Origin of the sequence: uncultured Aliivibrio sp., from assembly GCF_946479765.1 — a bacterium.
In the GTDB taxonomy this organism is placed as follows: domain Bacteria; phylum Pseudomonadota; class Gammaproteobacteria; order Enterobacterales; family Vibrionaceae; genus Aliivibrio.
Genome location: NZ_CAMLHO010000001.1, coordinates 156,333 through 182,729 on the forward strand (window position 1 = coordinate 156,333; position 26,397 = coordinate 182,729).

Here is a 26,397-nt window from a genome sequence, read left to right on the forward strand (position 1 = left end):
TCTTATAGGATATTTTGATACTGGATAAATGTCCAGTTAACACTATTTTACAAGCACGGGTAAACTCAGCACTAAATGGACTTCTAACTGAGAATAATAACAATGAACGAACGTCGTGCTTTAGGATTTGGCCTTGCTGCGGTTCTCTTATGGTCAACTGTCGCCACTGCCTTTAAGATCACTTTGGAGTATTTTACTCCCACTCAAATGCTGACGATTGCTAGCGCAGTGTCTATTCTTGCCTTAGTCGCTGTTGCCGCTTATCAAAAAACATTATCTAAACTGATCGATACTTTTGTTGCAAACCCTTTGTACTACATTTTACTTGGCGCAATTAACCCTCTGGCTTATTACTTAGTTTTGTTTAAATCTTATGACTTGCTACCCGCTTCTCAAGCTCAACCTCTGAATTACAGTTGGGCAATAACCCTTACGTTAATGGCTGCGGTTTTTCTTGGTCAAAAAATCAGAAAACAAGATTGGATTGCTTGTGTGCTGGGTTATTTAGGCGTGATCGTGATTGCAACTAAAGGTAACGTCTTGGCTCTAGAGTTTGATAGTCCACTTGGTGTGGGATTAGCGTTATTTTCAACTCTACTTTGGGCGGGTTACTGGATATTAAATACCAAGAATAAAGCCGACCCAATTTTAGGCTTGCTGCTTGGCTTCTTAGTTGCACTTCCGGTTGCGGTTGGCTTAAGTATTTATGAAGGTGTTCCTTGGATGCATATCCCTATGAGTGGCTGGCTCGCAGTATCTTATGTTGGATTATTTGAAATGGGGATCACCTTTGTTTTATGGTTATCTGCATTACGTTTAACTCAAAATACCGCGCGCATTAGTAACCTGATTTTTGCGTCTCCTTTTATTTCATTATTATTGCTCGCAAATATTATTGGCGAAGAAATACACCCATCAACGTTGATCGGCTTAATCATGATTGTCTGTGGTTTATTGATACAACAATTCTACGGTAAGAACAAACAACAAGTAAAAACGGCTGAAAGTTAATCCTCATTCCTAACTCAAATTTCAGGCATAAAAAAAGCAGCGATCATTCGCTGCTTTTTTTATTTATACTAATGTACTTATTTACTTGCTAGATAAGCTTGGAAGTCTTCTAAGGATACCCCTTCTTTTGCCATCTCTTCTGCTAATTTCTTTGTAGTTTCGCCTTTACGCTCTTCAATTACCACTTGGAATTGGTAAATAAGATCACGCAATGTTGGAACAGACACTTGGCGCGCAGCACTTCTTACGCGCTCTTGGCTTTGGTTTCCTAGTTCAGACAGAAGTTTACCAAACATGAGTTTTTCTGGTGACTCTTCCATCTGCTCTAGAACACGAGCCATTTCAATAATAGACATCGACATTGCGTGTTTTGCCTTTCAGTTATCAATATTAGTAATAATGCTGAATATACACTGAAAGTCGGATTAACTGAATATATTAAGAAACAAAACTGTTCTTTTTATGTTCAGTTTGCACAGATCATTCCGTAATAACACCAGAATGCCAACGTTGCCCTGTTTTCGTTAATAGGATCAGCAAGCCAGGGATAAGAAGCCACATCATTAAAGTTAAGAGCTGTGCAGAAGGGAGTGCTAATCTTTGCATTGTGCCAACAATGACGCCCGCACCACTCATTTGAAATAACCCTAATAATGCAGCAGCAGTACCCGCTCTATCACCAAAAGGTGCTAATGCTTTACCTGCCGCCGAACCCAGTACCCATGCGAAGCCTACTGACGAGAAGAAAATCGGGATCATAAACGCCCAAGCTTGCTGAATATGTTGGAACCCAAGCATTAATCCACCAGCCGCAACAAGTATGCTTAGACCGAATAATAATGCATTTTTAGTTCCGAATCTGACCATGAATTTAGGCGCAGCAAAACAAGCCATAATGTTAAGTACCGCATTTACTGCAAACCAATTGGTAAACTCTTGCATTGTTAACCCAAGCTTATCAATAAGAAGCACAGGGGCTGATGTGACATAAGCCAAAATAACGCCCATCGCCAACATACATAGTGTGGCGTGGAATAAAAAAGTGGGATGTTGCAGTACTGACCAATAACGAGATGGACTAATTAATCGCCCTGACTGTGCTGTATCTACTGGCTTTGTTTCTTTGTAACTCACCGCGATCAAAACAAAACTCACCAACGCAAAACCGGCCATAAAGCTAAAGTTTGAACGCCAACCAAAATGAATCGTTAAGTAGCTACCTAAGATTGGGGCTAATGCTGGAATAAAACAAATTGCGCCATTAAGGTAACTGATCATTCGGCCACTTTTCTCAGCACCAAATGAATCACGAACCGAGGCAAATGCAGCAACTGACGTAGCACAAGCACCAAAGCCTTGTAATAAACGGGCAATTAATAGCATTTCCATTTCTTGAGCAGAATAAGCAAGGGCCGCACTCAAGCCATAAATAATGATACCTGTTAATGCAATTGGACGACGACCATAACGATCAGCCAGCGGGCCTGCAAATAACTGCCCAAGGCCCATACTAAACATGAACCATGTAATCGTATCTTGACCTAATGTTGAGGCGACTTGAAACTCACTAACCATCAAAGGTAAAGCGGGAAGATAAATATCAATAGCGAGGGGACTAAATAAAACCAAAACCACCATTAGGGCAATAATTTTTTTATCTGATTGTTGCGTTAATGATGTTTCTGGTTGAACGGAAACTGGCGTGTGCATGTGTAACTCCTAAAATAGTTCGCGGAGTGTACCCAATTAGAGATATGAACAGAAATGGTTTATATTCAGATCTAACATTCTCATTTGGAATATCTCTATGTTTTTTGAAAAACTGAGTAAAGTTGATCTGAACTTATTGCTTACCCTCCATTTATTATTGGAAGAAAAAAGCGTCACGCGCGCAGCTCAACGTCTCTGTTTAAGTCAATCTACTGTCAGTAAAAACTTAGCCAAATTACGAGAGCAATTTAACGACCCACTCTTTACTCGAACGGCTTATGGTTTACAACCGACAGCTAAAGCTCGCAACCTTCAAAGTCAATTACAGACATTACTCAGTCATCTTGAAACCATAACCGAAGCCTCTACGTTTGACCCACAACACAGTCATTATCGTTTTCGTGCTGGATTAGTAGAAAGTACTTATCCACTACTTCTGCCACATTTTATGTCGTACATATTAAATGAAGCACCTAATGTAATGCTGGATACTCATGCTTGGGATACTGACACCTTAAAGAAATTACAATCTGGCGAAATGGACATCGGTATTACAGGGAAAGATTTAGACCCCAAATACGCCAATATCACCATGCAAACCCCTGCCGATATTCGTGGGCAAGAAATTTATCGAGACAGCCAAATGTGCTTGGTTCGTCCAGACCATCCAGTGTTAACTCAAGAATGGACATTAGATACCTACCTTGAGCAACGCCACGTACAAGTGCGTTGCGATGGTAAGGACCAATGGCTATTAGATTATAAATTAGCAGAGCGAGGCCTTGAACGCAGCATTGGGATCATCGTACCTGATTTTAATAGCGCCGCTAGCTTATGTACTCATACCGACCTCGTTTTCACCGCACCCAGTCATTTCATTAAGCTTATCGCGAAACAACTCAATCTGGTGGTATTGCCATTACCTACCGAGTTGCCTCAAATGGCCTACACTCTTTTCTGGCATCAACAAAAAGACAATGATGCTGCAAATTGTTGGTTACGCAATATCATAATCAGCCACTGTAAAAATTTATCAGTATCAACAATTGCAGATATGGGATAAAAGCGCTAGGTTATAGCTCGGACAGAACCATAACTTCACGGATAGGACAATAAGGACACTCCAGATGCATCCACATACTTCTCAACGCATTGAGCAACTTCGCTCATGGCTTGCCAAACAAGATTTCGACGCACTTATTATCCCTCATGAAGATGAGTTTCTAGGTGAATACATTCCAGAACACAATGAGCGTCTACTATGGGCAACAGGATTCACTGGTTCTGCCGGTGCTGCTGTTATCACTAAAGACAAAGCCGCTATTTTTGTTGATGGTCGTTACACTGTCCAAGTCCGTAAACAAGTACCTGCGGATGTATTTGAATATCGTCATCTTCATGAAGAACCATTATTAGAGTGGATTAAAGAGACACTAGCAACTAATGCAAAAGTCGCTATCGACCCTCGTATGCATACTACTCAATGGCTGAAAAGTGCCATCGCGACTGTTGAAGGTTTTGTTACTCTCGAAACAGTAAGCAATAATCCAATTGATCTTGCTTGGGCAGATCGTCCAGAAGTAAAAGTCTCTGATGTTCGCTTAATGGAACTCAAATTTGTAGGCCAATCAAGTACTGATAAACGCAAAGAAATCGCTCAAGAAATAGCAAAGAAAAATGCTAATGCAGCCCTATTAACCCAATTAGATTCTATCTGTTGGTTATTGAACATTCGTGGTTTGGATGTCTCTCGCTTGCCTGTTCTTCTTTCTCACGCGATTATTCATGCAGACGAAACCGTCGACTTTTTCTTAGACCCTGCTCGTCTACCAGCTAATTTTAATGAGCATGTTGGTCAGGGTGTTCGAATACACAAACCAGAAGAATTAAAATCAGTTCTAGAATCACTTTCTGGTCAAAAAATACTGGTTGATTCTGCAACCTCAAATGCATGGATGTCATTAGTACTAACTGACACTGGTGCAGAGATCATCGAAGCCGCCGATCCCTGTTTACTACCAAAAGCCGCAAAAAATGAAACCGAAAAAGCAGGCATGAAAGCGTGTCACATTCGTGATGGTGCTGCGATGGTGAAATTCTTAACTTGGTTTGATGCTGAAGTTGACGCTGGAATACTGCATGACGAAGCTGAGTTATCAGACAAACTTCAAGGCTTCCGTGAAGAAGATGAAACATTAGCTGACTTAAGTTTTGATACTATTTCAGCGGCGGCTGGCAATGCGGCAATGTGTCACTACAACCATGAAAACCAACCTGAACCAGGTAAGCTACAGATGAACAGCTTATACCTCGTTGATTCAGGCGGCCAATACCCAGACGGGACTACGGATATAACACGTACTCTTGCTGTTGGTACACCAAGTGATGATATCAAACAACAATTTACGTTAGTGCTTAAAGGTCATATTGGCTTAGCGTCTGCTCGTTTCCCTAAAGGAACTGTTGGTCATCAATTAGATATTCTTGCTCGCCAACATTTATGGGCACAAGGTTACGATTACGATCACGGAACTGGTCATGGTGTCGGTCACTTCCTAAGTGTTCATGAAGGCCCTCAGGGTATTTCTAAAAAAGTGAATACTACTGCATTACTTCCAGGCATGGTGTTGTCGAATGAACCAGGCTATTACCGCGCTGATGAATTTGGTATTCGTATCGAAAACCTAGAGCTAGTGGTTGAAATTGAAACTAAGGGCGACTTCTCTGTTCTTGGTTTTGAATCGTTAACTCGTTGCCCTATTGATAAACGCTTAATCAATATCGATATGCTAAATCGTCCAGAACTTGCTTGGTTAAACAATTATCATCAAAAAGTATGGGATGACGTTAGTCCATTAGTTGATGGTGAAGTGAAAGAATGGCTAAGAAAAGCAACGGTAGAATTAAGCTACGAAAGTTAATTAACTTAAGCTAATTATTAAAAATTAAAATGCCACGAATTAACGTGGCATTTTTGTATTCAAAACCATTAAAGTTTAAAAATAGGTTTCACGTGAAACACTCAATTTTAATGGAAACTAACTATCCCGAATAACTTCGCTCCCAATCTTTCCACACTGGTTCAAATCCCCTAGCCTTAACCGCTTGTGCAACCGCAGACGCTGATCGCTCATCACTAATAGCAAATTGCTCTAATGCATCTTCGTTATTTGCATAACCTCCAGGTTGAGTTTTTGATGCTGCAGAAACAGAGGTAATACCAAGCGGTAATACATTATCTCTAAAATGTTCAGACTCACGAGTAGACAGTGACAATTCAACTTCCGAATTTAATAAACGGTATGCACAGATTAACTGCACAAGCTGCTTATCACTCATGATTGATTTGGGTTGCAAAGCGCCTTCACATGGACGCAAACGTGGAAAGGAAATCGAGTACCTTGTTTGCCAGTACGTACGCTCCAAGTAATCTAAATGCGCAGCCACATAAAAACAATCGGTGCGCCACTCTTCTAAACCAATCAAGGCACCAATGCCTATTTTATCAATCCCTGCTTTGGCTAATCGGTCCGGCGTTTCTAAGCGGTAGTTAAAGTCCGTTTTGTTACCTCGCAAATGATGTTCCGCATACGTCGATGGATGGTAAGTTTCTTGGTACACCATTACAGCATCTAAACCCAGTGTTTTTAGTTCTGCGTATTCGTGTTGATCTAATGGTTGAACTTCCATGGCCAAATAATTAAATGACCGCTTAATTTGAGGAACGGTATCACGGAAGTAATTCATCCCAACTTTGGTTTCATGCTCTCCAGTCACCAAAAGTACACTGTCAAAATTCATCGCTTTAATCGCATCAATCTCGTTAGCAATTTCATCTTGATTCAAGGTCTTTCGTTTAATTCGATTCTCCATCGAGAACCCACAATAAGTACACGCGTTTGCACAGAGGTTCGAAAGATAAAGAGGAATATAAAACCCCATGGTATGACCAAATCGCTGGCGAGTCAGTCGCGCGGATTCTTGAGCCATTTGTTCTAAATACCCTTCAGCGGCTGGTGAGATTAACGCTTTAAAATCGTCTAAATTACGCTTTGGTTTGTTCAGCGCTCTTTCTACATCTTGCGCTGTTTTACTGTAGATGGAGAGTTTGACCTCATCCCAGTTCAGTTTTTTCCATTCATCAATAAACGTCATCGTCTTTCCTTAAACTGAATGATTAATCCAGAAATGCCGTTAACGGACTCGATGCCACCGCTTGAGAACTCACAGACGCCAACCCATTTTCATACGCTAACCGTCCAGACTGAACCGCCAACTTAAATGCTGTAGCCATCGCCACTGGATTTCTTGCTGCGGCAATCGCGGTGTTCACCAATACCGCATCAGCACCCAGCTCCATCGCAAACGCCGCATGAGATGGCGCACCAATCCCCGCATCAACCACAACCGGCACTCTCGCTTGGTCGATAATAATTTCTAAAAAATCACGGCTCACAATGCCTTTGTTTGACCCAATAGGCGCACCCAATGGCATCACTGCCGCACAACCTACTTCTTCAAGTCGTTTGCATAACACCGGATCGGCGTGACAATAAGGCAATACAATAAATCCTTGGCGAACTAATTCTTCCGCCGCTTTTAATGTCTCAATCGGATCAGGCATTAGGTATTTGGGATCAGGATGGATTTCCAATTTCAACCAATTAGTTTGCAACGCCTCTCTGGCTAACTGAGCCGCAAAAATCGCTTCTCGGGCATTTTTAGCTCCTGACGTATTAGGCAGTAAATTAATGCCCGCCGTAATAATTGGCTTTAAAATGTCATCCTCAGGATTGCTCACATCAACTCGTTTCAATGCCATCGTTGCAAGCTCAGAACCTGATTCAATTAATGCCTGCTGCATTATTAATGAATTGGGGAATTTTCCTGTTCCAGTAAACAAACGAGAAGAAAATGGTGTATTTGCGATAATCAATGGTTGTGTCATATCAGCCTCCTGCAATGGCTTGGAATAAAGAAATCGATTCACCGTCAGATAAACCACGTTGCTGCCACTCACTTCTAGGGATAACCTGCTGTTCAATCGCTAAAGCGCACCCCTGAGTCTCTATTTTCTGATGAGATAAAAACGCAAATAACGAGAATCCCTTCTCAACCCGATACTCCACACCATTTAACACCACACTAATTAAATTACTCACTGACCAGTACTCTCTCTTTATGATGATGGGTTTCACGTGAAACACCTTGTAAATCACTTGGTGACTGACAGACAGGGCAACAATGGTCTTTGGGAATACCCATCGTCGACCAAGATAATGACTTACCATCAAATTGATGAAGTGAACTCCATTTCATCCATTCTGGTTGAGTTAAATATTTGATGGTTTCTAAGGCTTGTAGATTACCTATCATGCCAACCACTGGCCCAACAATTCCGAAAGATTGACAGCTCTTCGTTTGCTGGCTTTCAATAAAAGGGAACAGACAGTGATAACAAGACGACGATGTATTACCTAACTCATCACTCTTATTTGAAAACAACATCAATTGCCCTTGCCAACCAATCGCCGCGCCAGAAATTAAAGGCACCTGATGTTGAACACAGGCGGCATTAATATTGTGGCGTGTTATTAAGTTATCAGTGCAATCCAGAACAACATCGACCTGAGTAATGAATCGTGAAAGCGCAGGTTCTGTTAGATGCTTCGTTATCACCTCAATCGTGATCGTCTTGTTTATCGATTGCAGTTCTTGAGCCATCGCTAACGCTTTATTCTGTTTTATACTCTGCTCACGATAAACCACTTGCCTCTGTAAGTTACTAAGATCAACGTCATCGCCATCGGCAATAATTAACGTTCCCACACCAGCAGCAGTCAAATACATTCCAACAGATGATCCCAACCCTCCGCAGCCAACCATTAGCACGGTGCTATTTCGAAGAGACAACTGTCCTCGCTCACCAATATCAGGCAACATGATTTGTCGGCTATAACGAAGGAAATCTTGATCATTTAATCCTTCCATCAATAAATTACTCATCCATCACCTCCAGTGTATTTTGCGATTTAATAAGGTAATCGGATGTTCTTGGTTGGGCTAAAATCGCAGAAAACTGATTGACTACTTTTTCTATATTGTCGGCTTGAGTGATAGCTCGAACGACCGCAATGCTATCAACTCCGGTTTGCCACACTTGCTCAGCCACCGTTAAATCAATACCACCGATAGCAACGGTTGGTGTTTCACCCGCTAATTTTCTGTTGTTCGCTAAGTTAACTAGGCCTTGAGGTTGTGATGGCATCTCTTTAGTTGGCGTTGGGAAAATATGACCTAGGGCTAAATAGCTAGGGTTAAGCGCTTTTACGTTTAATAATTCATTGTCATCATGAGTGGATAATCCTAAACAAATACCGGCATCCGATATTGCCTTTAGATCAGCTATCTCTATATCTTCTTGTCCAAGATGAATCCCAAACGCTTGGTGCTTAATTGCCAGTTGCCAATAATCATTAATAAATACTTGTGCATTGTATTGACGACCAAGCTCTATCGCTTTGATCACTTGCTGTTCTAAATCCGGTTGTTCTGTATTTTTAATACGTAACTGAACAGTCTGAACGTTGAGTTTTAATAACGTTTCAATCCAGCTTACATCATCCACTACGGGATAAAGCCTAAACTTATTTATATCAATAGCAGGGAAAGCAAACATACTTACCTCCTTTATTTTTAGGACATACAGGTGGTGTTCCACGTGAAACACCACCATTCATGATTAAAATAATAATGGTAACTGTCGTTAGCTTTTCACGGGTTCTGCATCTACAGCAGGATGGTACAACTCTGAACCAGAGGCCTTAAACTCTGCTGATTTTTGGCGCATACCTTCAAGTGGGTCATCGAGCATTTTGATATTAATTGCTTGGTCTAACGCCACTTGTTCAGTGTCTTTGGCGTACTCTCGAACTTCTTGTGATATTTTCATTGAGCAGAATTTAGGCCCGCACATTGAACAAAAGTGAGCAACCTTGCCCGACTCTTGAGGCAGTGTTTCATCATGAAATTCACGAGCGGTAATCGGATCAAGTGACAGATTAAACTGATCTTCCCAACGGAATTCAAAACGGGCTTTTGATAAGGCGTTATCTCGAATTTGGGCACCCGGATGACCTTTGGCTAAATCACCCGCATGAGCGGCTAATTTATAGGTGATCAAACCAATCTTAACGTCTTCTTTATTTGGTAGGCCTAAATGTTCTTTCGGTGTGACATAACAAAGCATTGCACAGCCATACCATCCAATCATGGCCGCACCAATCCCGGAGGTGATATGATCATACCCAGGGGCAATATCAGTCGTTAATGGACCTAATGTATAGAACGGTGCTTCATGACAGTGCTTGAGTTGCTCGTCCATGTTCTCTTTGATCATATGCATTGGTACATGACCCGGCCCCTCAATAATCACTTGAACATCGTATTCCCAAGCGACTTTAGTTAACTCACCGAGCGTTCTCAATTCAGCAAACTGTGCTTCATCATTAGCATCCGCAATTGAGCCCGGACGTAAACCATCCCCTAAAGAAAGAGAAACATCGTACTTTGCACAGATCTCACAAATTTCACGAAAATGCGTATATAAGAAACTTTCTTGATGATGCGCTAAACACCACTTTGCAATGATAGAACCGCCACGAGAAACAATCCCTGTTACTCGTTTCGCCGTCATTGGTACATAACGAAGTAATAAACCGGCATGAATAGTAAAGTAATCTACACCCTGCTCCGCTTGCTCAATTAAGGTATCTCGCATTACTTCCCAGTTTAGATTCTCAGCCACACCATTCACTTTCTCTAGTGCTTGGTACATAGGAACCGTGCCAATTGGTACTGGGCTATTGCGTAAAATCCACTCACGCGTTTCGTGAATATTTCGGCCAGTAGATAAATCCATTACGGTATCGCCGCCCCAGCGTGTAGACCAAACCAGTTTCTCTACTTCTTCTTCTTCAATCGACGAACTGACCGAAGAATTACCAATATTGGCGTTAACTTTAATCAAGAAGTTACGACCGATGATCATTGGCTCTGCCTCTGGATGGTTTATGTTTGACGGAATAATAGCGCGGCCTTCTGCCACTTCGTTACGAACAAATTCAGGGGTAATTTCTTTTGGAAGGTTGGCACCAAAACTGTGGCCAGGATGCTGATGATTTAGTTGTTCATCTGCAAATTTTTGACGACCCATGTTTTCACGGATCGCGATGTATTCCATTTCTGGGGTAATGATACCTTGGCGAGCATAGTGTAATTGCGTCACACATTGTTGAGGTTTGGCACGTCGAATCGTGGGTAAATTTCCATAACGAAGTTCATCAAGTGTTTCATCAGATAAGCGCTCTTGAGAATAAACAGAGCTTACCCCTTTCAACACTTCAGTATCAGTGCGGTCTTCTATCCAACGTTCACGTAATTTAGGCAACCCTTGGTAAACATCAATGTCGTAATTTGGGTCGGTATATACCCCTGATGTGTCATAGACTTGAATAGGTTCGTTTGGTATTAGTGTTGGGTTTTCTTTTGTTCCACCGACTAAGCTATCAGCCAATGAAATTTCACGCATTGGAACACGAATATCAGGACGAGAGCCTTCGATATAAACTTTACTTGAGTTTGGGTATGGTTGAACCGACAGCGATTCAATATTGGTTTTAGCATCTAAACATGCTTGTTTACGACTTGACGACATAGCAAAATTCCTTGATAAAAATAGAATAATTGCTTGTCGGATTTGAGTTGTAGCAAGAGGTTCTTAGTTTGAGATACAACAGAGAATAAACCTGCATACCTATATACTATGAATTAGACAAATAAATTAAAGCTAAAATTCAGCTACGATTTATCATTACATAATTCGAGTAGTACTAACAAACTAAGATAAAAATTATCTCTTGTTCCCTTCGCAGGTATTAGCCTGATCAGGTTCTACGGATCCCGCAATGCGGTCTCAGCTCGTACTATAAAAGTACTAAGCACTCCGACAAGTTTCTTTCAGATTGTCTTAATAAGAATCTGAACGTAGTCGGAGTATAAAGAAAGAGCTGAAGAAATGAAATGGAAGAAAAGGAAGTTATGAAGTGGTTGGCTGAGTTTGTGAGTGAACGCATATTAGGTTTATTAATATGAACCTAATATGCTTCTCCGTAAAAAAGAACGATGTAATTGACGTTGTAACACATCGATGACAAAGTGTTTTTTTACTGCAAAGCACACTAGGTTCAACTTAAGTAACACGTTATAAACTACATGTTTCACGTGAAACTATTTGTCTTTCTTAGTTAGTTTCTTCGCTAAATGTTTTAACCATGACGAATTATAATCACGGTAAGAACCAATTTTATTCGAACCATCATGATCGCGGCCATGCTCAAGTGTTTTAGATACCGCTACACGTTGAGAAGAATAAATACCCGTATGACCACTAAAGTAATACGCCGTATAACACGCTAGCGCAAAGTAAGGTAAGTAATCCGCACCAAACAATTCAACCCCCATGATGGTACACGCTAAAGGTGTATTGGTTGCTGCCGCAAATACTGCTAAGAATCCTAATGCCGCAAACAGATCAACTGGCGCACCCATCACCCACGCCAAGAAGTTACCTAAGGTTGCACCAACAAAAAATAATGGAGTTACTTCACCGCCTTTATAACCCGCCGCCAAAGTAATTGCCGTTAATAGCAGTTTCAAAATCCAACTGTACCATTCAGCACCACCCGCACTAAACGCCGAGGTAATACTCACACCACCATCTCGACTTGGATATACGCCGATACCAATGTAATCGTAGTTACCAATAAGTTGAGTAATTGCAATGACCATTAAGCCACCAACAACCACTATTAAATATGGATTTTTAAGCGTGGCATTGAATACGTCTTTAAATCCATGAGTTAATTCACCAAATAAATAGCCCGCTAAACCAAACGCAATCGCGGCCACAATTACCTTAGCCATTAGTACCAAGTCAATATCTACCGCATGACCAAATAACGTGCTGACTTGATCAAAACTAATTAGGTAATGGGTATGATGAGCCCCCCAAGCAGAAGCAACGACGTTCGCTAGAATTGCGGCCAATAACGCTGGAATAATGGCATTGAATTTAATACGTCCAATAAACAACACTTCAAGCGCAAAGATAGCCCCTGTAAATGGAGTTCCAAAGATAGACGCAAACCCTGCGGCAACACCCGCGGTTAGCATCATTCGTCGGTCATCTTCAGATAACTTAAATACTCTTGATAATAAATCCGTCGTTGCGCCACCAATCTGAACCGCTGTACCTTCTCGACCCGCCGAACCACCAAATAGATGCGTGATAACCGTGGTAAGCAGTACTAATGGTCCCATTCTGACAGGGATACCCTCACCCGCTTGGTGAATTTCATCCATGATTAAATTGTTACCACCGGCAGAGTTTTTACCCCAGTTACGATAGCTATAAACAATAACTAAACCCGCCAAAGGCAATAAGTAAATCAACCAAGGATTATCAATTCGAGTTTGAGTTGCCTCACTTAATAGCCATAGAAAGAAGGCGTTGAATGAACCAACCAATAGCGCTACAGGGATCACAAACAGTGTCCATCTGAACATTTGGTAAAAATTTTGCAGATTACGATTAAGTGGGTGTGCCATAAGTTCTATCTTTTAATATATGGTTAATCAAAAGGATAGACTATCTTAGGAGAGAAGAGAAATAACAAACGGCTCTACTATAGACGGATCTACCCCATAATGATAGAGTCATCCGATCGGGTACGCTACAGTAGGAATCATTATCTCTAAATTAGAGCGGTTAAAGGTGGGAATCCATCACCCGTGATCGGTTCTAAAACCAATCAACCTATGAAATGCTACTCCTATCATTTATAAATGGCAAATAAAAAGGCGCTAAATTTAAGCGCCTTTTAACGTATTCAGTAAAATCACTTACCAAGTTAATACAGGTGTATAGCCACTTACCGCTTTCACCATTTTAGTATTAATACTTTCGAATCCTTTCCAAAGTTTTTTCGTTACTGCTGTTTTTTTGTTTCTTGGTTGTTGCTTGCCATACATAGCTTCATTCAGCATGTTCTTTGCCGCAATTTGACCAAGATAAACAGAACCTAAATCGTAACTCATTTTTATAAAACCCTAGAGATTAATTAAGCAGCAGATTTTACTATCTACGCCTCAAAAAACAAGACATAGATCACATTAATTAACTACTTTAACGTCTAAACCATTTTTAACAATAAATAGTAACTTCAAATAACAGTCATACAGAGCATTCCATCACACCCATAAGTCTTTGAGATCAATGAACCAACCCCACTTGCTTTTCTTTTAAGTATAGATTCAGAACACTAGAAAAACATTTCCAACCTATTTTTTCTTTTCCAAATGCCAGATAGCAAAAAGGCTCATACCTTTCGATATGAGCCTTCTCTAAATATGGCAGGGGTGGAGAGATTCGAACTCCCAACACGCGGATTTGGAATCCGCTGCTCTGCCAGTTGGAGCTACACCCCTGTTATGCGTGCTATTGTAATGACTTTTACAAGAAAATCCATAGCTAGTATGCTAAAAAATAGCATCTAAACTAAAATTTCTACTTCTATCGCACAATTTCATCAAAAACGGATAAAACTTAACCTTTTTTAATCTTTTCAACAAATTGATCAACGCGTTGCCAATTCGTATATTCAACTTCTTTGGTTGGATCTGTCTCTCCACCCGTCATTCTCATGATTAATTGAATCATAAAGCGGTCAAAGAAATTATAACGTGGGTAAAACAACGCACCGGCAAAGGTATCTTGCAATTTAGGAACCCAAGGCGATTTAAGTAAGAACTTCTTAAAGTACGCACTGGTTTCTGGTGTATCTTTCCCCTCTTTACGAGCAGTAAGATTGACGATAAAAAATGAAGCGTTCGCTTGCTCTAAATCAGCTTGGTTCTGAGCGATAAATTGATACAGCTTTTTATTCAAGTGACCATAACGAATAGAAGCGCCAATCACTACTCGATCATAATCTGACAATGACACCGTTAATGGTTGATGTACATCCACCAACTGACAATCAACATCATCGCCGAACTTAGTCGCAATATAATCCAATATCTTAATCGTTTGACCTTCACGGCTTGAGTGAAGAAGTAATACTCTTTCCACAGTAACCTCTTAAAACTTTTTAATACTAAAAACTAACTACGCCAAAACGTCGGCGTGAATAAAATAAGTAAGGTAAATACTTCCAAACGACCAAATAGCATTGAGATAATTAAAATCCATTTTGCTGAATCATTTATCTCACCAAAATGCACCGCAACCTCGCCTAGGCCTGGACCTAAGTTATTTAATGTCGCCGCTACCGCAGAGAAAGCAGTTAACTCATCAATGCCCGTCGCAATTAATGCCAACATACAGATGACAAACACCAAGGCATAAGCAGAGAAGAAACCCCACACGGCATCAACCACTCGTTGAGGTAATGCCTTTGTACCAATCTTTATGGTAAATATAGCCCTTGGGTGAATAAGGCGCTTTAACTCACGCATGCCCTGAAGTGACAATAATAAAATACGAATGACTTTCATACCGCCACCGGTTGAGCCTGCACAACCACCGATGAACGAAGAAAACAATAATAAAACAGGTAAAAATAATGGCCACTCAGAAAAGCTAGTGGTTGTGAAACCTGCCGTTGTCGAAATCGATACGGTTTGGAATAACGCTTGATCTGCCGCTGCGCCAATTGAATCGTAGGTACTGTGCTTTAATAACAATAAGAAGGTCACTAAAAACAGTAGCACTTGGATAAAGATAAACGCTCTAAATTCTGGGTCTTTCCAATAATATTTAGGGTGCACACCGCCTGAGGCAAATGCGGCAAAATGCAATGAGAAGTTACAGGCAGAGATAAGTAAAAATACCACTGTAATTCCATTAATTACTGGGCTATTAAAATAGCCCATACTCGCATCATGGGTAGAGAATCCACCAATCGCAATGGTTGAGAAACTATGAGAAATAGCATCAAACCAATCCATTCCGGCAGCCCAAAACGCTAAAGTACAAGCAATCGTTAAGGTTAAGTAGATATACCAAAGTACTTTTGCGGTTTCTGCAATTCGGGGGGTCATTTTAGTATCTTTCACAGGACCAGGAATTTCAGCACGATAAAGCTGCATACCACCAATGCCTAGCACTGGCAGAATAGCAACAGCCAAAACGATAATACCCATACCACCAAACCATTGCAGGAGTTGTCGGTAGAATAAGATCGCTTTAGGTAAATGATCTAACCCAGTAAGAACTGTAGCCCCTGTTGTTGTCAAACCAGAGAAGGACTCAAAAAATGCATTGGTTATCGAAATATCAGGAGAGCCAGAAAGCAAAAATGGCAGCGCTCCGGCACTGCCGATTACCATCCAAAAAAGTACAACGATGAGGAAGCCATCGCGAGATTTTAATTCGCGTTTATGCTGTCGGTTTGGAAACCAAAGCGCACCGCCTCCAGCCAATAATAAGAAAAAGGTAATAACAAACGGAACACCTGCACCATCACGATAAATAAACGCGACAAGAGCTGGAGCCAGCATAAAAAAACTAAAAACCGCGAGTAAAATACCCACGATTCGAATAATTGAACGAAACTGCATGATTTATTGAACGCTTCGCGTCACTCACATCCTAATGGTTTATATGAACTGAATTACTGGGTTGGAAATTCAATTTTGGCACCGCTTTTATTAATTACTGCGGTTTTAAATTCAGTAATGACACGTTTCTCTAGCTCTAACGTCATAACAACTTTATCACTATAGTCGGCACTTACTTGTTGTCCTTCGTATTGGTGAAGCAATGTTTCGACCAAACTAACTAAGTTATAGTCACAATGCAAAATAACATGAGCCGTAATGCGTTTTTCTTCCGTTTCAATTAGCTTTAATGCTTGCTGAACCCCGCCGCCATAAGCTTTTACTAGACCACCAGTACCAAGCTTGATACCACCAGAATACCGTGTAACCACAGCAGTAATTTCACCAATTCCACAACCACTCAATTGAGCAAGTATTGGCTTACCTGCGGTACCAGAAGGTTCGCCATCATCACTGAAACCCCACTTCATAGAATCTTCAGGTCTTCCTACAACAAATCCCCAGCAGTTATGCCTAGCATCAGAATGTTTCGCTTTTATTTCTGCCACAAACGCTTTGGCTTCATCAATCGATGATGTTCTGGCGAGATAGGTAATAAAGACGCTTTTTTTTATCTCTTCCTCAAATACCGCCATCGCTTTTGGCACTTGATATGGCTGATCATTCATAGACTACACTGATACTAGAAACGGAACCTTAAAGTGTATCACTTATAACTACATTTACGCTTTCTATGCTGATATTTATTCGCCAACCGAAGAAAGTAAATTTGTGATCAACCAAGATAAACGTAAATAAAATGTTAAATTTAGTTTGATATCTGTTTACTTTAGCACCACTATTAACTGGTCAAACCAGATTATTATAATAACGAATACTCGGATCTGGTTCTTATTTCATGGAGATAGAAAATGATTTATCAAGGTGAAAACCTCTCTGTAGACTACATCGAATCAGGCATTGCTCACCTAGTGTTTAATGCGACAGGCAGTGTGAATAAGCTCAACCTTGCCACTATACAGTCACTTGGTGAAGCGATTGATGCGCTTTACGAACAAAAAGAGTTAAAAGCGCTCTTACTTTCATCAGGTAAGAATGCCTTTATTGTGGGGGCAGATATTACTGAGTTTCTTGGTTTGTTTGATACACCACCAGAAGAACTGAGTGAATGGCTTCATCAAGCCAATGTCATCTTTAATAAACTAGAAGACCTTCCTGTTCCTACACTAACTGCGATTACTGGATTTGCTCTGGGTGGCGGTTGTGAATGTGTGCTTGCTACCGATTTTCGTTTAGCAGATGAAACCGCATCGATTGGTTTACCTGAAACGCAACTTGGTATAATGCCTGGTTGGGGCGGTTCTGTTCGTCTGCCTCGTTTAATTGGTGCCGACCCTGCTATGGAAGTGATTACTACAGGTAAACCAAAACGAGCAAAAGACGCTTTAAAACTAGGCATGATTGATGGCATTGTTTCACGTGAAACCTTAATCGATTCATCTATATCTATGTTAAAACAAGCGATTGATGGCCAATTAAATTGGCAACAACGTCGCGAACAAAAGAAAGCGCCATTGCAACTATCGCCATTAGAAGCGGCGATGTCATTCAATGTTGCTAAAGGCATGATAATGAAAATAGCAGGGAAACATTACCCTGCACCAATTACCGCAGTTAAGTCCATTGAACAAAGTGCGGGCATGAGCCGAGATGAAGCACTCGCCATTGAGAACAAACACTTTGTTGCTCTCACTCGCACCGAAGTCGCAAAATCATTAGTTGGTATTTTCTTAAACGACCAATTTGTTAAGAGTAAAGCAAAGCAAGCGGTTAAAAACAGTGAACCAGTAACAAGCGCAGCAGTACTAGGCGCAGGGATCATGGGCGGTGGTATTGCTTATCAATCGGCCTCAAAAGGCGTTCCTGTTTTAATGAAAGACATTGCTCAACCTTCGTTAGATTTAGGCATGAACGAAGCCTCTAAACTGCTTAATAAGCAATTAGAACGCGGGCGTTTGTCTGGTTTAAAAATGGCACAAGTGCTTTCTTCCATTACTCCGTCTTTACACTATGGTGGGATCGAAACTAAAGACATCATTGTGGAAGCAGTCGTTGAGAATCCAAAAATCAAAGCGGCAGTTTTAGTAGAAATAGAAGGTGAAGTTAACAAGGGGACTATTTTAGCCTCGAACACCTCAACCATTCCTATCTCATTGCTAGCTAAATCATTAAAACGCCCAGAAGACTTCTGTGGTATGCACTTTTTCAACCCTGTACATCGTATGCCGCTTGTCGAAGTTATTCGCGGCGAAAAAACCTCACAACAAACGATTGATCGCGTCGTTGCTTACGCGTCTCAAATGGGTAAAACCCCAATCGTTGTCAATGATTGCCCTGGTTTCTTTGTGAACCGCGTACTTTTCCCATATTTTGCAGGCTTTAGTTTATTGCTGCGTGATGGTGGGGATTACCAACAAATCGATAAAGTGATGGAAAAAGAGTTTGGTTGGCCAATGGGCCCCGCTTACTTACTTGATGTCGTCGGTATTGATACCGCTCATCACGCCCAAGCTGTGATGGCCCAAGGTTTCCCTGAACGTATGGCAAAAAACGGACGCGATGTGGTTGATGCAATGTTTGAAGAGAACCGTTACGGTCAGAAAAATGGCACCGGGTTCTATGCTTATACCGTAGATAGAAAGGGCAAGCCAAAGAAAAATGTTGATGAGGGCACCAGCGCGATCATCGCAACAGTAACAGACACAACTCAACCTTATACCTCAGAGCAGATCAGCGCTCGTATGATGATCCCAATGATTAATGAAGTCATTCGCTGTTTGGATGAAGGCATCATTGCTTCACCGGCAGAAGCTGACATGGCATTAGTGTATGGACTAGGTTTCCCTCCATTCAAAGGCGGCGTTTTCCGCTATCTTGATGCAATTGGATTATCGACCTATCTAGAGATGGCGAAGGAGTTTGAGCAACTCGGTGCAGTTTACCAAGTACCAGAGAGTATCAAACAAAAAGCAGCGGCTGGAGAGTGTTATTACCCTGCCCCTAAATCACCATCATCAGCCTCAATCTAAGGAAGGATTTATCATGAAAAATGTCGTTATTGTTGATTGCATCCGAACTCCGATGGGTCGTTCTAAAAATGGGGTATTCCGCCATACTCGCGCCGAAGACTTATCTGCACATTTAATGAAAGGTTTAATAGAACGAAATCCAAAGGTCGAACCAAATCAAATCGAAGATATCTATTGGGGCTGTGTTCAACAGACCTTAGAGCAAGGCTTTAATATTGCTCGTAATGCATCATTATTAGCAGGCTTACCAAAATCTATCGCTGCAACTACCGTAAACCGTTTATGTGGTTCTTCAATGCAAGCTCTGCATGATGCCTCTCGTGCCATTATGGTAGGTGATGCTGACATCTGTATTATTGGCGGTGTTGAACACATGGGTCATGTACCTATGAATCACGGTGTCGACTTCCACCCTGGATTATCAAAGAGTGTTGCGAAAGCGTCTGGCATGATGGGGTTAACCGCTGAAATGCTAGGTAAGATGCACGGAATAACTCGTGAACAACAAGATGCGTTTGCTCTCGCGTCACATCAAAAAGCACATCGCGCGACCATTGAAGGTCACTTTGATTCTGAAATCCTACCGATTGAAGGTCATGATGAAAATGGTGCACTTACGCTAGTGAAACACGATGAAGTTATTCGTCCAGAAACAACACTAGAGGGTTTAGCCGCATTACGCCCAGCATTTGATCCCGCCAATGGCACGGTTACCGCAGGTACTTCATCAGCATTATCTGATGGTGCTTCTGCGATGCTTATCATGAGTGAAGAGAAAGCTAATGAATTAGGATTAACCATTCGTGCGAAAGTACGTTCAATGGCGGTATCTGGATGTGACCCGTCAATCATGGGTTATGGTCCTGTACCTGCGACTCAAAAAGCGCTAAAACGAGCTGGGTTATCGATTGATGATATTGATTTATTTGAGCTAAACGAAGCGTTTGCTGCCCAATCTCTGCCTTGCATTAAAGATTTAGGATTGATGGACGTAATGGAGGAGAAGGTTAACTTGAATGGTGGCGCGATTGCGTTAGGCCACCCTCTTGGTTGTTCTGGCTCACGTATTGCCACCACGCTAATCAATAACATGGAACGTACCGGCGCTAAACTGGGTGTCGCTACCATGTGTATTGGTCTTGGACAGGGCATTGCTACCGTATTTGAACGTCCTTAAAAATAAACCGATACGCGAGAAACTAAAAAAGTCGCCTTCTTGGGCGACTTTTTTCGAGTTGATACCTAATTTGGTATCGCTTTTATCATCTTATTTTTTTGAGATGATTTTTGTATCACGCGCTTGGTGGAACCAAAAACGCTTTCTGCCTGTTGATTTAGACATGATATATCCTTCTTAACTTTAGTATAAACATGCATCAATACGATGCGCTTGTTTAGCCTGAGAAGAGATATTTATCTTATGTAATTTATACATAGAGAAGTTGTACGTTCTTTACCTTATCCATCTATTTATTCTTTAAAATCGTTCTTTAAAAAATAAGCAGGTAGCCTAATAACGATATTAGGTATAAAGCCAACGTATTTCACAACTTCGACAGCACACGGTCGTATTACATTATAAATAGATCCAGTTAGGCTTATTCGTTGCTAACGATCTGCTGAAATGTTCAATTATTAATGATTGGAAAAGTGAAATGAAACACGGAGATAATAGCTTTTGCGAAGATATTTTTCTGAGGGTTTTACTGTACTTATTGCTTGTATTAATAACTCTGTACATCAGAGCAAGATGTGCAAAATAACATGATCCTATAAAAAGTAAAGATCTTATTTGTTATTTTTAAAATTTTTTTATAAAAGGATCTATGCAAAAAATGCATATTACTCATGTTTAAGTATCATTTTTTTTCTAATAAAAACTCACCTACACTTACCAAATCAATCAAACGCTTGGTTTGATTCACTTATTCTCGTCATTGGAGTTTGTTATGTTTAAAGCATTAGTTCTGAATCAAGAAGAAAGAAATACCATTGCAGCAATTACTGAGATCGATGAATCTCAACTTCCTGAAGGTAATGTAAAAGTTGATGTTAGCTACTCTTCTCTTAACTACAAAGATGGCTTAGCAATTACTGGTAAAGGGCGCATTGTTCGTAACTTCCCAATGGTTCCAGGTATTGATTTAGCGGGTGTAGTATCTCACTCGGATGATGCTCGTTACCAAGCCGGCGATGAAGTGGTTCTAACTGGTTGGGGCGTAGGTGAAGGTCACTGGGGCGGCATGGCTGAAAAAGCGAGCCTAAATGGTGATTGGTTAGTTCCTATGCCAAAAGGCCTAGACGCTAAAAAAGTAATGGCAATCGGCACCGCTGGTTTTACTGCCATGCTATGTGTTCAAGCGATTGTTGATGCGGGGATCAAACCAGAAGATGGAGAGATCCTAGTAACTGGAGCAAGTGGCGGTGTCGGTAGTGTATCTATCACTCTTCTTAACCAATTAGGTTATAAAGTTGCTGCGGTAACTGGCCGAGCTTCTGAAAATGGTGAGCTGCTTAAATCATTAGGCGCATCACGCATTGTTGAGCGTAGCGACCTAGAAGAACCAGCAAAACCATTAGAAAAACAACTATGGGCTGGCGCAATTGATACCGTTGGTAGCAAAGTACTGGCTAAAGTATTAGCACAAATTGATTACAACGGTGCGGTTGCAATGTGTGGTCTGGCAGGTGGTTTTGATTTGCCAACAACAGTAATGCCATTCATTTTACGTAATGTTCGCCTACAAGGTGTAGATTCAGTGATGTGTCCTCGTGAAAAACGCATCAAAGCATGGGAACAGCTGTCAACTCTTCTACCTGACTCATTCTATGCTCAAGCAACAAAAGAAGTAGCATTAGATGATGCGATTCAAGCAGCAGAAGACATTACAAACGGTAAAATCACAGGTCGTGTGGTAATCAAAATTTAGTCTTATCAACTAAAAAATAATTTAACACTGAGCCCTACCTAGCTTAGCGTTAATGTGAAAACATCAGTAAACCAAGGCAGCCTAATCGCTGCCTTTTTCTTATCTAAACAACAATAAATTAAACGAACCCAATGTCTTCAATGCGTTTTTCTATTAACTTACCGCACTCTTCTTTTACGACACGTCGAAGCCAGGTTTGTGCTGGTGAAGAATCACAACGAGAATGCCAAATTAAAGAATAATCAAACGGAGTAAATTCAAACGGTAAGGGTTTAATCACTAAGTCATAACGATCAGCCATTAAATAAGCAAGATCCGCAGGAACAGTGATCACTAATGGCATTTTATCAACGATCGCTAATGCCGCTTCTAAATGGTACGCCCTCAATACTTGTCTTCTTTCTCTTTGCCCTAATAACGCATTATCCAATAACGCTTTTACCCCATCGCTAATCGCAATCATGGCGTGAGGTAATAATAAATAATCATCTAAGGTTAAACGAACACCTGCAAGTGGGTGGTTTTTAGAAAGCAGGCACAATACCCCTACTTGCCCTAATACCTCTTGCTTCAATGGCGTCACCGATCCAATAGGACGACAGATCGCCATATCCACTTTTTCAGTACTTAATTGTTTAAACAAGTTTTCATGATTTAGAGAAGTGAATTCCAATGAAATATTCGGTGCTTGCTCATAAATCTTAGGTAACGCGTAAGGTAAGATGGTTTGCATTGCGTAGTCAGTAGTTGCAATCAAAAAGTGTTGATCGCAATGCATCGGAGTAAAGTCACTTGGGGTGAGCAATTGACGAAGCGACTCTAAAGGTTGATTAATTTGAGCATTAATCTCCAATGCTTTTTGTGTGGGAACTAAATGCTGGCCCTGACGAGTAAATAATGGATCACCAAGTAAGTCACGTAATCGGCCTAATACACGACTCATTGCCGATTGACTCAAATTCAATCGGATCGCCGCTTGGCTTACGCTGTTTTCTTCTAGTAATACTTTTAAGGCAATGAGTAAATTTAAATCACGACGATAAACTTCTTCGAGTTCCATTATCTAAACCTATATCTGAAATAACCTAAACGGTTTTTATTAGTGTAACGGTTTTTAAGATAAAAAAAATCCCGCAATTTATACACTTCTTAATTTGGGATTAAGAATGATAAAGAGACGGGAAAGCTAGAGCGTGTGTGTTATCTGTTATTGTATTCATTTTGAGTTAGTAATCTTGCTCTTCTGCTGCTTCACTTTCTGACCATGTTTTTAGTTCGATAGTAAGTGCAACCATAACGGAGGCAAGGCTAATTAAAGGGAAAAGGTTAATGTTTTCTGGTGTACGCAGAACTAGTGAGCAAATCGTAACAAAGCAAAGAACACAATAAATAGTTAAGCGATCTATTTGAGTAAGCATAATGGCGATCCTTCTATTACTTTCTTTCTATGACCAAGAACATTTAAAACAATACGTTAACCATTCGATGTTAATGCATTGTTAATAAATAAATTACTCTCTTTTCAGTTCTTTGCCAATGTGTATTGATTATTTTTTTTACAGCAGTATGATCTTGGTCGCCTTTAATTGTAAAGAGATACAATGATGACCATCAACTTTGATACAGCAACCCAAACACTAGAAGCGGAAGGCTTACGCTGCCCTGAGCCTGTCATGATGGTTAGAAAAACAATCCGACAGATGCAAGATGGTGAGACTCTACTAATTAAAGCAGACGATCCATCAACGACTCGTGACATCCCAAGCTTTTGCCGTTTTATGGATCATGAGTTACTTGCAGAAGACACAGATACGCTCCCTTATCGATTTTTAATCCGCAAAGGGCTTCCAGCTTAAAAATAGAATAAAGGCGACCAATGTGGTCGCCTTTATTCTATTTTTCATTATAAACAAACAGCTACTGCGTTTATGTGCTGATATCTCGAACTTGCTTCTGGATGCTTTCTATTTCGTGCTGCAAATTACGCATTTCTTTTTTCATTGGTAATACATAGTGAACTCGAACCCAAGCATCAACAGACAGTCCTGTTGTCACAATGGCTCCAACCACCATAGGTACCCACATATCTGTTAGTACCATACCCAATAAATTAAGCGCTAATGCCACAGTAAATAGATAACATTGACTTTGCGGTGAGATAGCTAAAAAACGAGTCATGATAAGCTCCTATCCTTTAAAGAAACATCTACCAATACAACTAATTCTAGCTCTAGATTATCACCTCTACACCAAAACCTATGTGTCTAGTATCACACTCTTATTCTGATGTGATTAAACTTTGATGACACAAGAAATAGAGCTTAAAAACGCTATTCTCCGGTATAAACAACCATTACTTTATCAATTCCATTTTTATGTATAACAGCATAGTAAGGTTCCTGATTAATCACTTGGATCTCACCTTGAGAAACAGAGGAGTGATCCCCTCTAAAAGTAAGCAGCGTCTTCCAATGAGCTGATAGTGACCAATGTTGCCCTGTCATATCATCCCAATTCATCACACTATACCGATCACCAGCCTTGCCGCTTTCATCGCCATACCACACAAAAATACTTCCTTTAGATAATAACAATGCTGAGGCCGCATCACGATATTGAGCGTAATTATCCGAACTTAACTCTGGTTTTCTCTCTTTACCAAACCAGGTTAGTGCCGATAAAGGGTTCTCTATCGATGTATCAAACTGGTGACTTAATGACGTTAAACACTTTTTTTCAGTTAAATTAATTGGACGAACTTGAGGAATAAAGTGATTATTATTCTCTAAATCAATCACCAAAAATGAAGCATCTTCAAACGCTTTGTATTGATTGTCTTTTTTCCATTCTTCAAAAACTTTACTACCGGTTTGTTCTAATTGTTCAATTAACGGTGGAGTAGATTGAGACAGAACAACCCCATCAATACCAAATTTAGCGATCCAGGTTGTGATCCATCCGGTTAATAATTCATTCTTATTATCACTGACCTGAGTAACCGCCGTTATTGGTTTATTAGTAAAGAACGTTGGCGTTGTCACATCAATAGAACCATCAAACCAAGCTTCAGACCACCACTGTGGGATCTCGCCTTTTTCATTTTTAAAGTCATCAAGGTAGTTTGTCAGGTTTTGGCCTTCTTTAGGATGCCAGTCACTCCAATAACTCGGAAGATTTTTATCGGAGTTTGGTTGAATGCCAAACTGTTGTAGATCAGATAAACTCGGTTGGGATGGCGTGCTATCGATACTCCACACCACTCTCATTCCTAGTTGGTGCGCTAAATCAACGAGGGCTTTCATCTCTTGCTCGCTACCCATATTAGTATCAAGCTGAGTCCAATCCAAGGTTGCACCGCCTGCATATGGATATTCTGGTGTATTACCATCTTTACCAGGAAGCCAACCATGTACTTGCTCTAATGGTGTCGAAATCCACAATACATCAACACCTAACTCAGCCAAATAATCTAGTTTTTTGGTTAAGCCTGCAATATCGCCACCTTTAAAGCCTTGAGCTGATGCCTGACGACCATAACTATGGTCATTCCAACTGTTACCGTTATAAAAACGATCGGTGGCGATATGATAAAATGTCGCGTTCTGCCATTGGAAATCAATCTTCTCTTCTGTTGATTCCGATACCGCTCTTGATTCTAATAATAACAAACCACCACTATGACGACTTGGTGTTAACGTTATTTGCCCATCTTTTACCTGAGCAATATTGCCAGAATAAGCATCAGTAACCACCTCGCCTTCAGACCACAAATCAGAAACAGTTACCGTAACAGGTCGTATTCCTAATGAAGGGCATACCACTTCTTTATTAACAGATTGATTCGATGAAGTAAGCTCAGTGGTGATAGAAGCGTTTGAATTATCCGTAGATGGTAACGAGGTACTTTGACACCCGACCAAAAAAGAAAGAGAGATAAATGTTGCACACACAGATAATTTCATCGAAATCAGCAGCCT

Annotated in this window: 24 protein-coding genes, 1 tRNA gene and 2 riboswitches; of the genes, 7 read left to right on the forward strand and 18 right to left on the reverse strand. The window is 40.7% G+C overall.

Features of this window, described 5'->3' with window-relative positions; genetic code table 11:
* Nucleotides 1-102: 102 nt before the first annotated feature.
* Nucleotides 103-1,011, forward strand: coding sequence for a DMT family transporter (locus Q1K78_RS00720; RefSeq protein ID WP_300173328.1), 909 nt, complete (start codon nt 103-105; stop codon nt 1,009-1,011).
* A 77-nt stretch (nt 1,012-1,088) separates the two neighbouring features.
* Here the strand turns inward: Q1K78_RS00720 and Q1K78_RS00725 are convergent, their stop codons facing one another.
* Together Q1K78_RS00725 and Q1K78_RS00730 are read right to left on the reverse strand one after the other, a co-directional pair.
* On the reverse strand, nt 1,089-1,373 hold the full coding sequence (locus tag Q1K78_RS00725) for a hypothetical protein (protein ID WP_065594514.1): 285 nt from the start codon (nt 1,371-1,373) through the stop codon (nt 1,089-1,091).
* Nucleotides 1,374-1,491: 118 nt separating this feature from the next.
* Nucleotides 1,492-2,721: a multidrug effflux MFS transporter gene (locus tag Q1K78_RS00730; RefSeq protein WP_300173334.1), complete on the reverse strand. Its 1,230-nt coding sequence runs from the start codon at nt 2,719-2,721 to the stop codon at nt 1,492-1,494.
* A 97-nt stretch (nt 2,722-2,818) separates the two neighbouring features.
* Between Q1K78_RS00730 and Q1K78_RS00735 the strand changes: the two genes are divergently transcribed.
* Complete coding sequence (locus Q1K78_RS00735) at nt 2,819-3,784, forward strand: LysR family transcriptional regulator (RefSeq protein WP_300173336.1); 966 nt, start codon at nt 2,819-2,821, stop codon at nt 3,782-3,784.
* Nucleotides 3,785-3,848: 64 nt separating this feature from the next.
* Nucleotides 3,849-5,642, forward strand: a complete 1,794-nt coding sequence (locus tag Q1K78_RS00740; protein WP_300173339.1) for an aminopeptidase P family protein — start codon at nt 3,849-3,851, stop codon at nt 5,640-5,642.
* A gap of 121 nt (nt 5,643-5,763) precedes the next feature.
* On the opposite strand, the gene thiH is transcribed toward Q1K78_RS00740, so the two are convergent.
* The 12 genes from thiH to Q1K78_RS00800 all read right to left on the reverse strand — a co-directional run bounded on the left by thiH (nt 5,764) and on the right by Q1K78_RS00800 (nt 17,069).
* Nucleotides 5,764-6,876 (reverse strand): 2-iminoacetate synthase ThiH, encoded by a 1,113-nt coding sequence (thiH, locus tag Q1K78_RS00745; protein WP_300173341.1) that lies wholly within the window; start codon nt 6,874-6,876, stop codon nt 5,764-5,766.
* A 22-nt stretch (nt 6,877-6,898) separates the two neighbouring features.
* Nucleotides 6,899-7,669: a thiazole synthase gene (locus tag Q1K78_RS00750; protein WP_300173343.1), complete on the reverse strand. Its 771-nt coding sequence runs from the start codon at nt 7,667-7,669 to the stop codon at nt 6,899-6,901.
* Nucleotide 7,670: 1 nt separating this feature from the next.
* Entirely contained in the window at nt 7,671-7,883 is a 213-nt protein-coding gene (gene thiS / locus Q1K78_RS00755; RefSeq protein ID WP_300173345.1) for a sulfur carrier protein ThiS, read from the reverse strand.
* The gene (locus Q1K78_RS00760; protein WP_300173347.1) at nt 7,876-8,727 is read right to left on the reverse strand and encodes a HesA/MoeB/ThiF family protein; all 852 of its coding nucleotides are present in this window, start codon (nt 8,725-8,727) and stop codon (nt 7,876-7,878) included. Before Q1K78_RS00760 ends, thiS begins: the two co-directional genes overlap by 8 nt.
* Nucleotides 8,720-9,400, reverse strand: a complete 681-nt coding sequence (thiE, locus tag Q1K78_RS00765; RefSeq protein ID WP_300173350.1) for a thiamine phosphate synthase — start codon at nt 9,398-9,400, stop codon at nt 8,720-8,722. Before thiE ends, Q1K78_RS00760 begins: the two co-directional genes overlap by 8 nt.
* A gap of 87 nt (nt 9,401-9,487) precedes the next feature.
* A complete protein-coding gene (gene thiC / locus Q1K78_RS00770) occupies nt 9,488-11,437 on the reverse strand; it encodes a phosphomethylpyrimidine synthase ThiC (RefSeq protein WP_300173353.1) in 1,950 nt (649 codons plus the stop codon).
* Nucleotides 11,438-11,626: 189 nt separating this feature from the next.
* A riboswitch (TPP riboswitch) is annotated at nt 11,627-11,738 on the reverse strand.
* A gap of 271 nt (nt 11,739-12,009) precedes the next feature.
* Nucleotides 12,010-13,389: a voltage-gated chloride channel family protein gene (locus Q1K78_RS00775; protein ID WP_300173355.1), complete on the reverse strand. Its 1,380-nt coding sequence runs from the start codon at nt 13,387-13,389 to the stop codon at nt 12,010-12,012.
* 124 nt (nt 13,390-13,513) lie between these two features.
* A riboswitch (Fluoride riboswitch) is annotated at nt 13,514-13,580 on the reverse strand.
* Nucleotides 13,581-13,683: 103 nt separating this feature from the next.
* A complete protein-coding gene (locus tag Q1K78_RS00780) occupies nt 13,684-13,878 on the reverse strand; it encodes a hypothetical protein (protein WP_300173358.1) in 195 nt (64 codons plus the stop codon).
* Nucleotides 13,879-14,191: 313 nt separating this feature from the next.
* Nucleotides 14,192-14,268 (reverse strand) — tRNA-Trp (locus Q1K78_RS00785).
* Between the two features lie 118 nt (nt 14,269-14,386).
* Entirely contained in the window at nt 14,387-14,911 is a 525-nt protein-coding gene (gene hemG / locus Q1K78_RS00790; protein ID WP_300173361.1) for a menaquinone-dependent protoporphyrinogen IX dehydrogenase, read from the reverse strand.
* Nucleotides 14,912-14,943: 32 nt separating this feature from the next.
* On the reverse strand, nt 14,944-16,401 hold the full coding sequence (locus tag Q1K78_RS00795; RefSeq protein WP_300173363.1) for a TrkH family potassium uptake protein: 1,458 nt from the start codon (nt 16,399-16,401) through the stop codon (nt 14,944-14,946).
* 53 nt (nt 16,402-16,454) lie between these two features.
* Complete coding sequence (locus tag Q1K78_RS00800) at nt 16,455-17,069, reverse strand: YigZ family protein (protein WP_300173366.1); 615 nt, start codon at nt 17,067-17,069, stop codon at nt 16,455-16,457.
* Nucleotides 17,070-17,312: 243 nt separating this feature from the next.
* Between Q1K78_RS00800 and fadB the strand changes: the two genes are divergently transcribed.
* From fadB to Q1K78_RS00815, 3 genes are all read left to right on the forward strand, one after another.
* Nucleotides 17,313-19,490: a fatty acid oxidation complex subunit alpha FadB gene (fadB, locus tag Q1K78_RS00805; RefSeq protein WP_300173368.1), complete on the forward strand. Its 2,178-nt coding sequence runs from the start codon at nt 17,313-17,315 to the stop codon at nt 19,488-19,490.
* Between the two features lie 13 nt (nt 19,491-19,503).
* Nucleotides 19,504-20,667 (forward strand): acetyl-CoA C-acyltransferase FadA, encoded by a 1,164-nt coding sequence (fadA, locus tag Q1K78_RS00810; protein ID WP_300173371.1) that lies wholly within the window; start codon nt 19,504-19,506, stop codon nt 20,665-20,667.
* Nucleotides 20,668-21,439: 772 nt separating this feature from the next.
* Nucleotides 21,440-22,420: an MDR family oxidoreductase gene (locus tag Q1K78_RS00815; RefSeq protein ID WP_300173373.1), complete on the forward strand. Its 981-nt coding sequence runs from the start codon at nt 21,440-21,442 to the stop codon at nt 22,418-22,420.
* 118 nt (nt 22,421-22,538) lie between these two features.
* Here the strand turns inward: Q1K78_RS00815 and Q1K78_RS00820 are convergent, their stop codons facing one another.
* Both Q1K78_RS00820 and Q1K78_RS00825 read right to left on the reverse strand, forming a co-directional pair.
* The gene (locus Q1K78_RS00820; RefSeq protein ID WP_300173376.1) at nt 22,539-23,480 is read right to left on the reverse strand and encodes a LysR family transcriptional regulator; all 942 of its coding nucleotides are present in this window, start codon (nt 23,478-23,480) and stop codon (nt 22,539-22,541) included.
* A 166-nt stretch (nt 23,481-23,646) separates the two neighbouring features.
* Nucleotides 23,647-23,838: a hypothetical protein gene (locus Q1K78_RS00825; RefSeq protein ID WP_060993451.1), complete on the reverse strand. Its 192-nt coding sequence runs from the start codon at nt 23,836-23,838 to the stop codon at nt 23,647-23,649.
* A 186-nt stretch (nt 23,839-24,024) separates the two neighbouring features.
* On the opposite strand from Q1K78_RS00825, the gene tusA reads away from it, so the two are divergent.
* Complete coding sequence (tusA, locus tag Q1K78_RS00830) at nt 24,025-24,276, forward strand: sulfurtransferase TusA (RefSeq protein WP_060993452.1); 252 nt, start codon at nt 24,025-24,027, stop codon at nt 24,274-24,276.
* 70 nt (nt 24,277-24,346) lie between these two features.
* Here the strand turns inward: tusA and Q1K78_RS00835 are convergent, their stop codons facing one another.
* Both Q1K78_RS00835 and Q1K78_RS00840 read right to left on the reverse strand, forming a co-directional pair.
* Nucleotides 24,347-24,598 (reverse strand): hypothetical protein, encoded by a 252-nt coding sequence (locus Q1K78_RS00835; RefSeq protein ID WP_300173383.1) that lies wholly within the window; start codon nt 24,596-24,598, stop codon nt 24,347-24,349.
* A gap of 152 nt (nt 24,599-24,750) precedes the next feature.
* Nucleotides 24,751-26,382: an alpha-amylase gene (locus Q1K78_RS00840; RefSeq protein ID WP_300173386.1), complete on the reverse strand. Its 1,632-nt coding sequence runs from the start codon at nt 26,380-26,382 to the stop codon at nt 24,751-24,753.
* Nucleotides 26,383-26,397 lie beyond the last annotated feature (15 nt).

Excerpts from the sequence above, each read along its gene's own strand:
- fadB (WP_300173368.1), top strand. The coding sequence starts at position 17,313 with ATGATTTATCAAGGTGAAAACCTCTCTGTAGACTACATCGAATCAGGC.
- Q1K78_RS00815 (WP_300173373.1), top strand. The coding sequence starts at position 21,440 with ATGTTTAAAGCATTAGTTCTGAATCAAGAAGAAAGAAATACCATTGCA.
- Q1K78_RS00825 (WP_060993451.1), bottom strand. The coding sequence starts at position 23,838 with ATGCTTACTCAAATAGATCGCTTAACTATTTATTGTGTTCTTTGCTTT.
- Q1K78_RS00730 (WP_300173334.1), bottom strand. The coding sequence starts at position 2,721 with ATGCACACGCCAGTTTCCGTTCAACCAGAAACATCATTAACGCAACAA.
- thiE (WP_300173350.1), bottom strand. The coding sequence starts at position 9,400 with ATGTTTGCTTTCCCTGCTATTGATATAAATAAGTTTAGGCTTTATCCC.
- thiH (WP_300173341.1), bottom strand. The coding sequence starts at position 6,876 with ATGACGTTTATTGATGAATGGAAAAAACTGAACTGGGATGAGGTCAAA.
- Q1K78_RS00835 (WP_300173383.1), bottom strand. The coding sequence starts at position 24,598 with ATGACTCGTTTTTTAGCTATCTCACCGCAAAGTCAATGTTATCTATTT.
- Q1K78_RS00750 (WP_300173343.1), bottom strand. The coding sequence starts at position 7,669 with ATGACACAACCATTGATTATCGCAAATACACCATTTTCTTCTCGTTTG.
- Q1K78_RS00740 (WP_300173339.1), top strand. The coding sequence starts at position 3,849 with ATGCATCCACATACTTCTCAACGCATTGAGCAACTTCGCTCATGGCTT.
- Q1K78_RS00735 (WP_300173336.1), top strand. The coding sequence starts at position 2,819 with ATGTTTTTTGAAAAACTGAGTAAAGTTGATCTGAACTTATTGCTTACC.
- Q1K78_RS00800 (WP_300173366.1), bottom strand. The coding sequence starts at position 17,069 with ATGAATGATCAGCCATATCAAGTGCCAAAAGCGATGGCGGTATTTGAG.
- Q1K78_RS00795 (WP_300173363.1), bottom strand. The coding sequence starts at position 16,401 with ATGCAGTTTCGTTCAATTATTCGAATCGTGGGTATTTTACTCGCGGTT.
- Q1K78_RS00775 (WP_300173355.1), bottom strand. The coding sequence starts at position 13,389 with ATGGCACACCCACTTAATCGTAATCTGCAAAATTTTTACCAAATGTTC.
- tusA (WP_060993452.1), top strand. The coding sequence starts at position 24,025 with ATGACCATCAACTTTGATACAGCAACCCAAACACTAGAAGCGGAAGGC.
- Q1K78_RS00780 (WP_300173358.1), bottom strand. The coding sequence starts at position 13,878 with ATGAGTTACGATTTAGGTTCTGTTTATCTTGGTCAAATTGCGGCAAAG.
- Q1K78_RS00820 (WP_300173376.1), bottom strand. The coding sequence starts at position 23,480 with ATGGAACTCGAAGAAGTTTATCGTCGTGATTTAAATTTACTCATTGCC.
- Q1K78_RS00720 (WP_300173328.1), top strand. The coding sequence starts at position 103 with ATGAACGAACGTCGTGCTTTAGGATTTGGCCTTGCTGCGGTTCTCTTA.
- Q1K78_RS00760 (WP_300173347.1), bottom strand. The coding sequence starts at position 8,727 with ATGAGTAATTTATTGATGGAAGGATTAAATGATCAAGATTTCCTTCGT.
- fadA (WP_300173371.1), top strand. The coding sequence starts at position 19,504 with ATGAAAAATGTCGTTATTGTTGATTGCATCCGAACTCCGATGGGTCGT.
- Q1K78_RS00725 (WP_065594514.1), bottom strand. The coding sequence starts at position 1,373 with ATGTCGATGTCTATTATTGAAATGGCTCGTGTTCTAGAGCAGATGGAA.
- Q1K78_RS00840 (WP_300173386.1), bottom strand. The coding sequence starts at position 26,382 with ATGAAATTATCTGTGTGTGCAACATTTATCTCTCTTTCTTTTTTGGTC.
- thiC (WP_300173353.1), bottom strand. The coding sequence starts at position 11,437 with ATGTCGTCAAGTCGTAAACAAGCATGTTTAGATGCTAAAACCAATATT.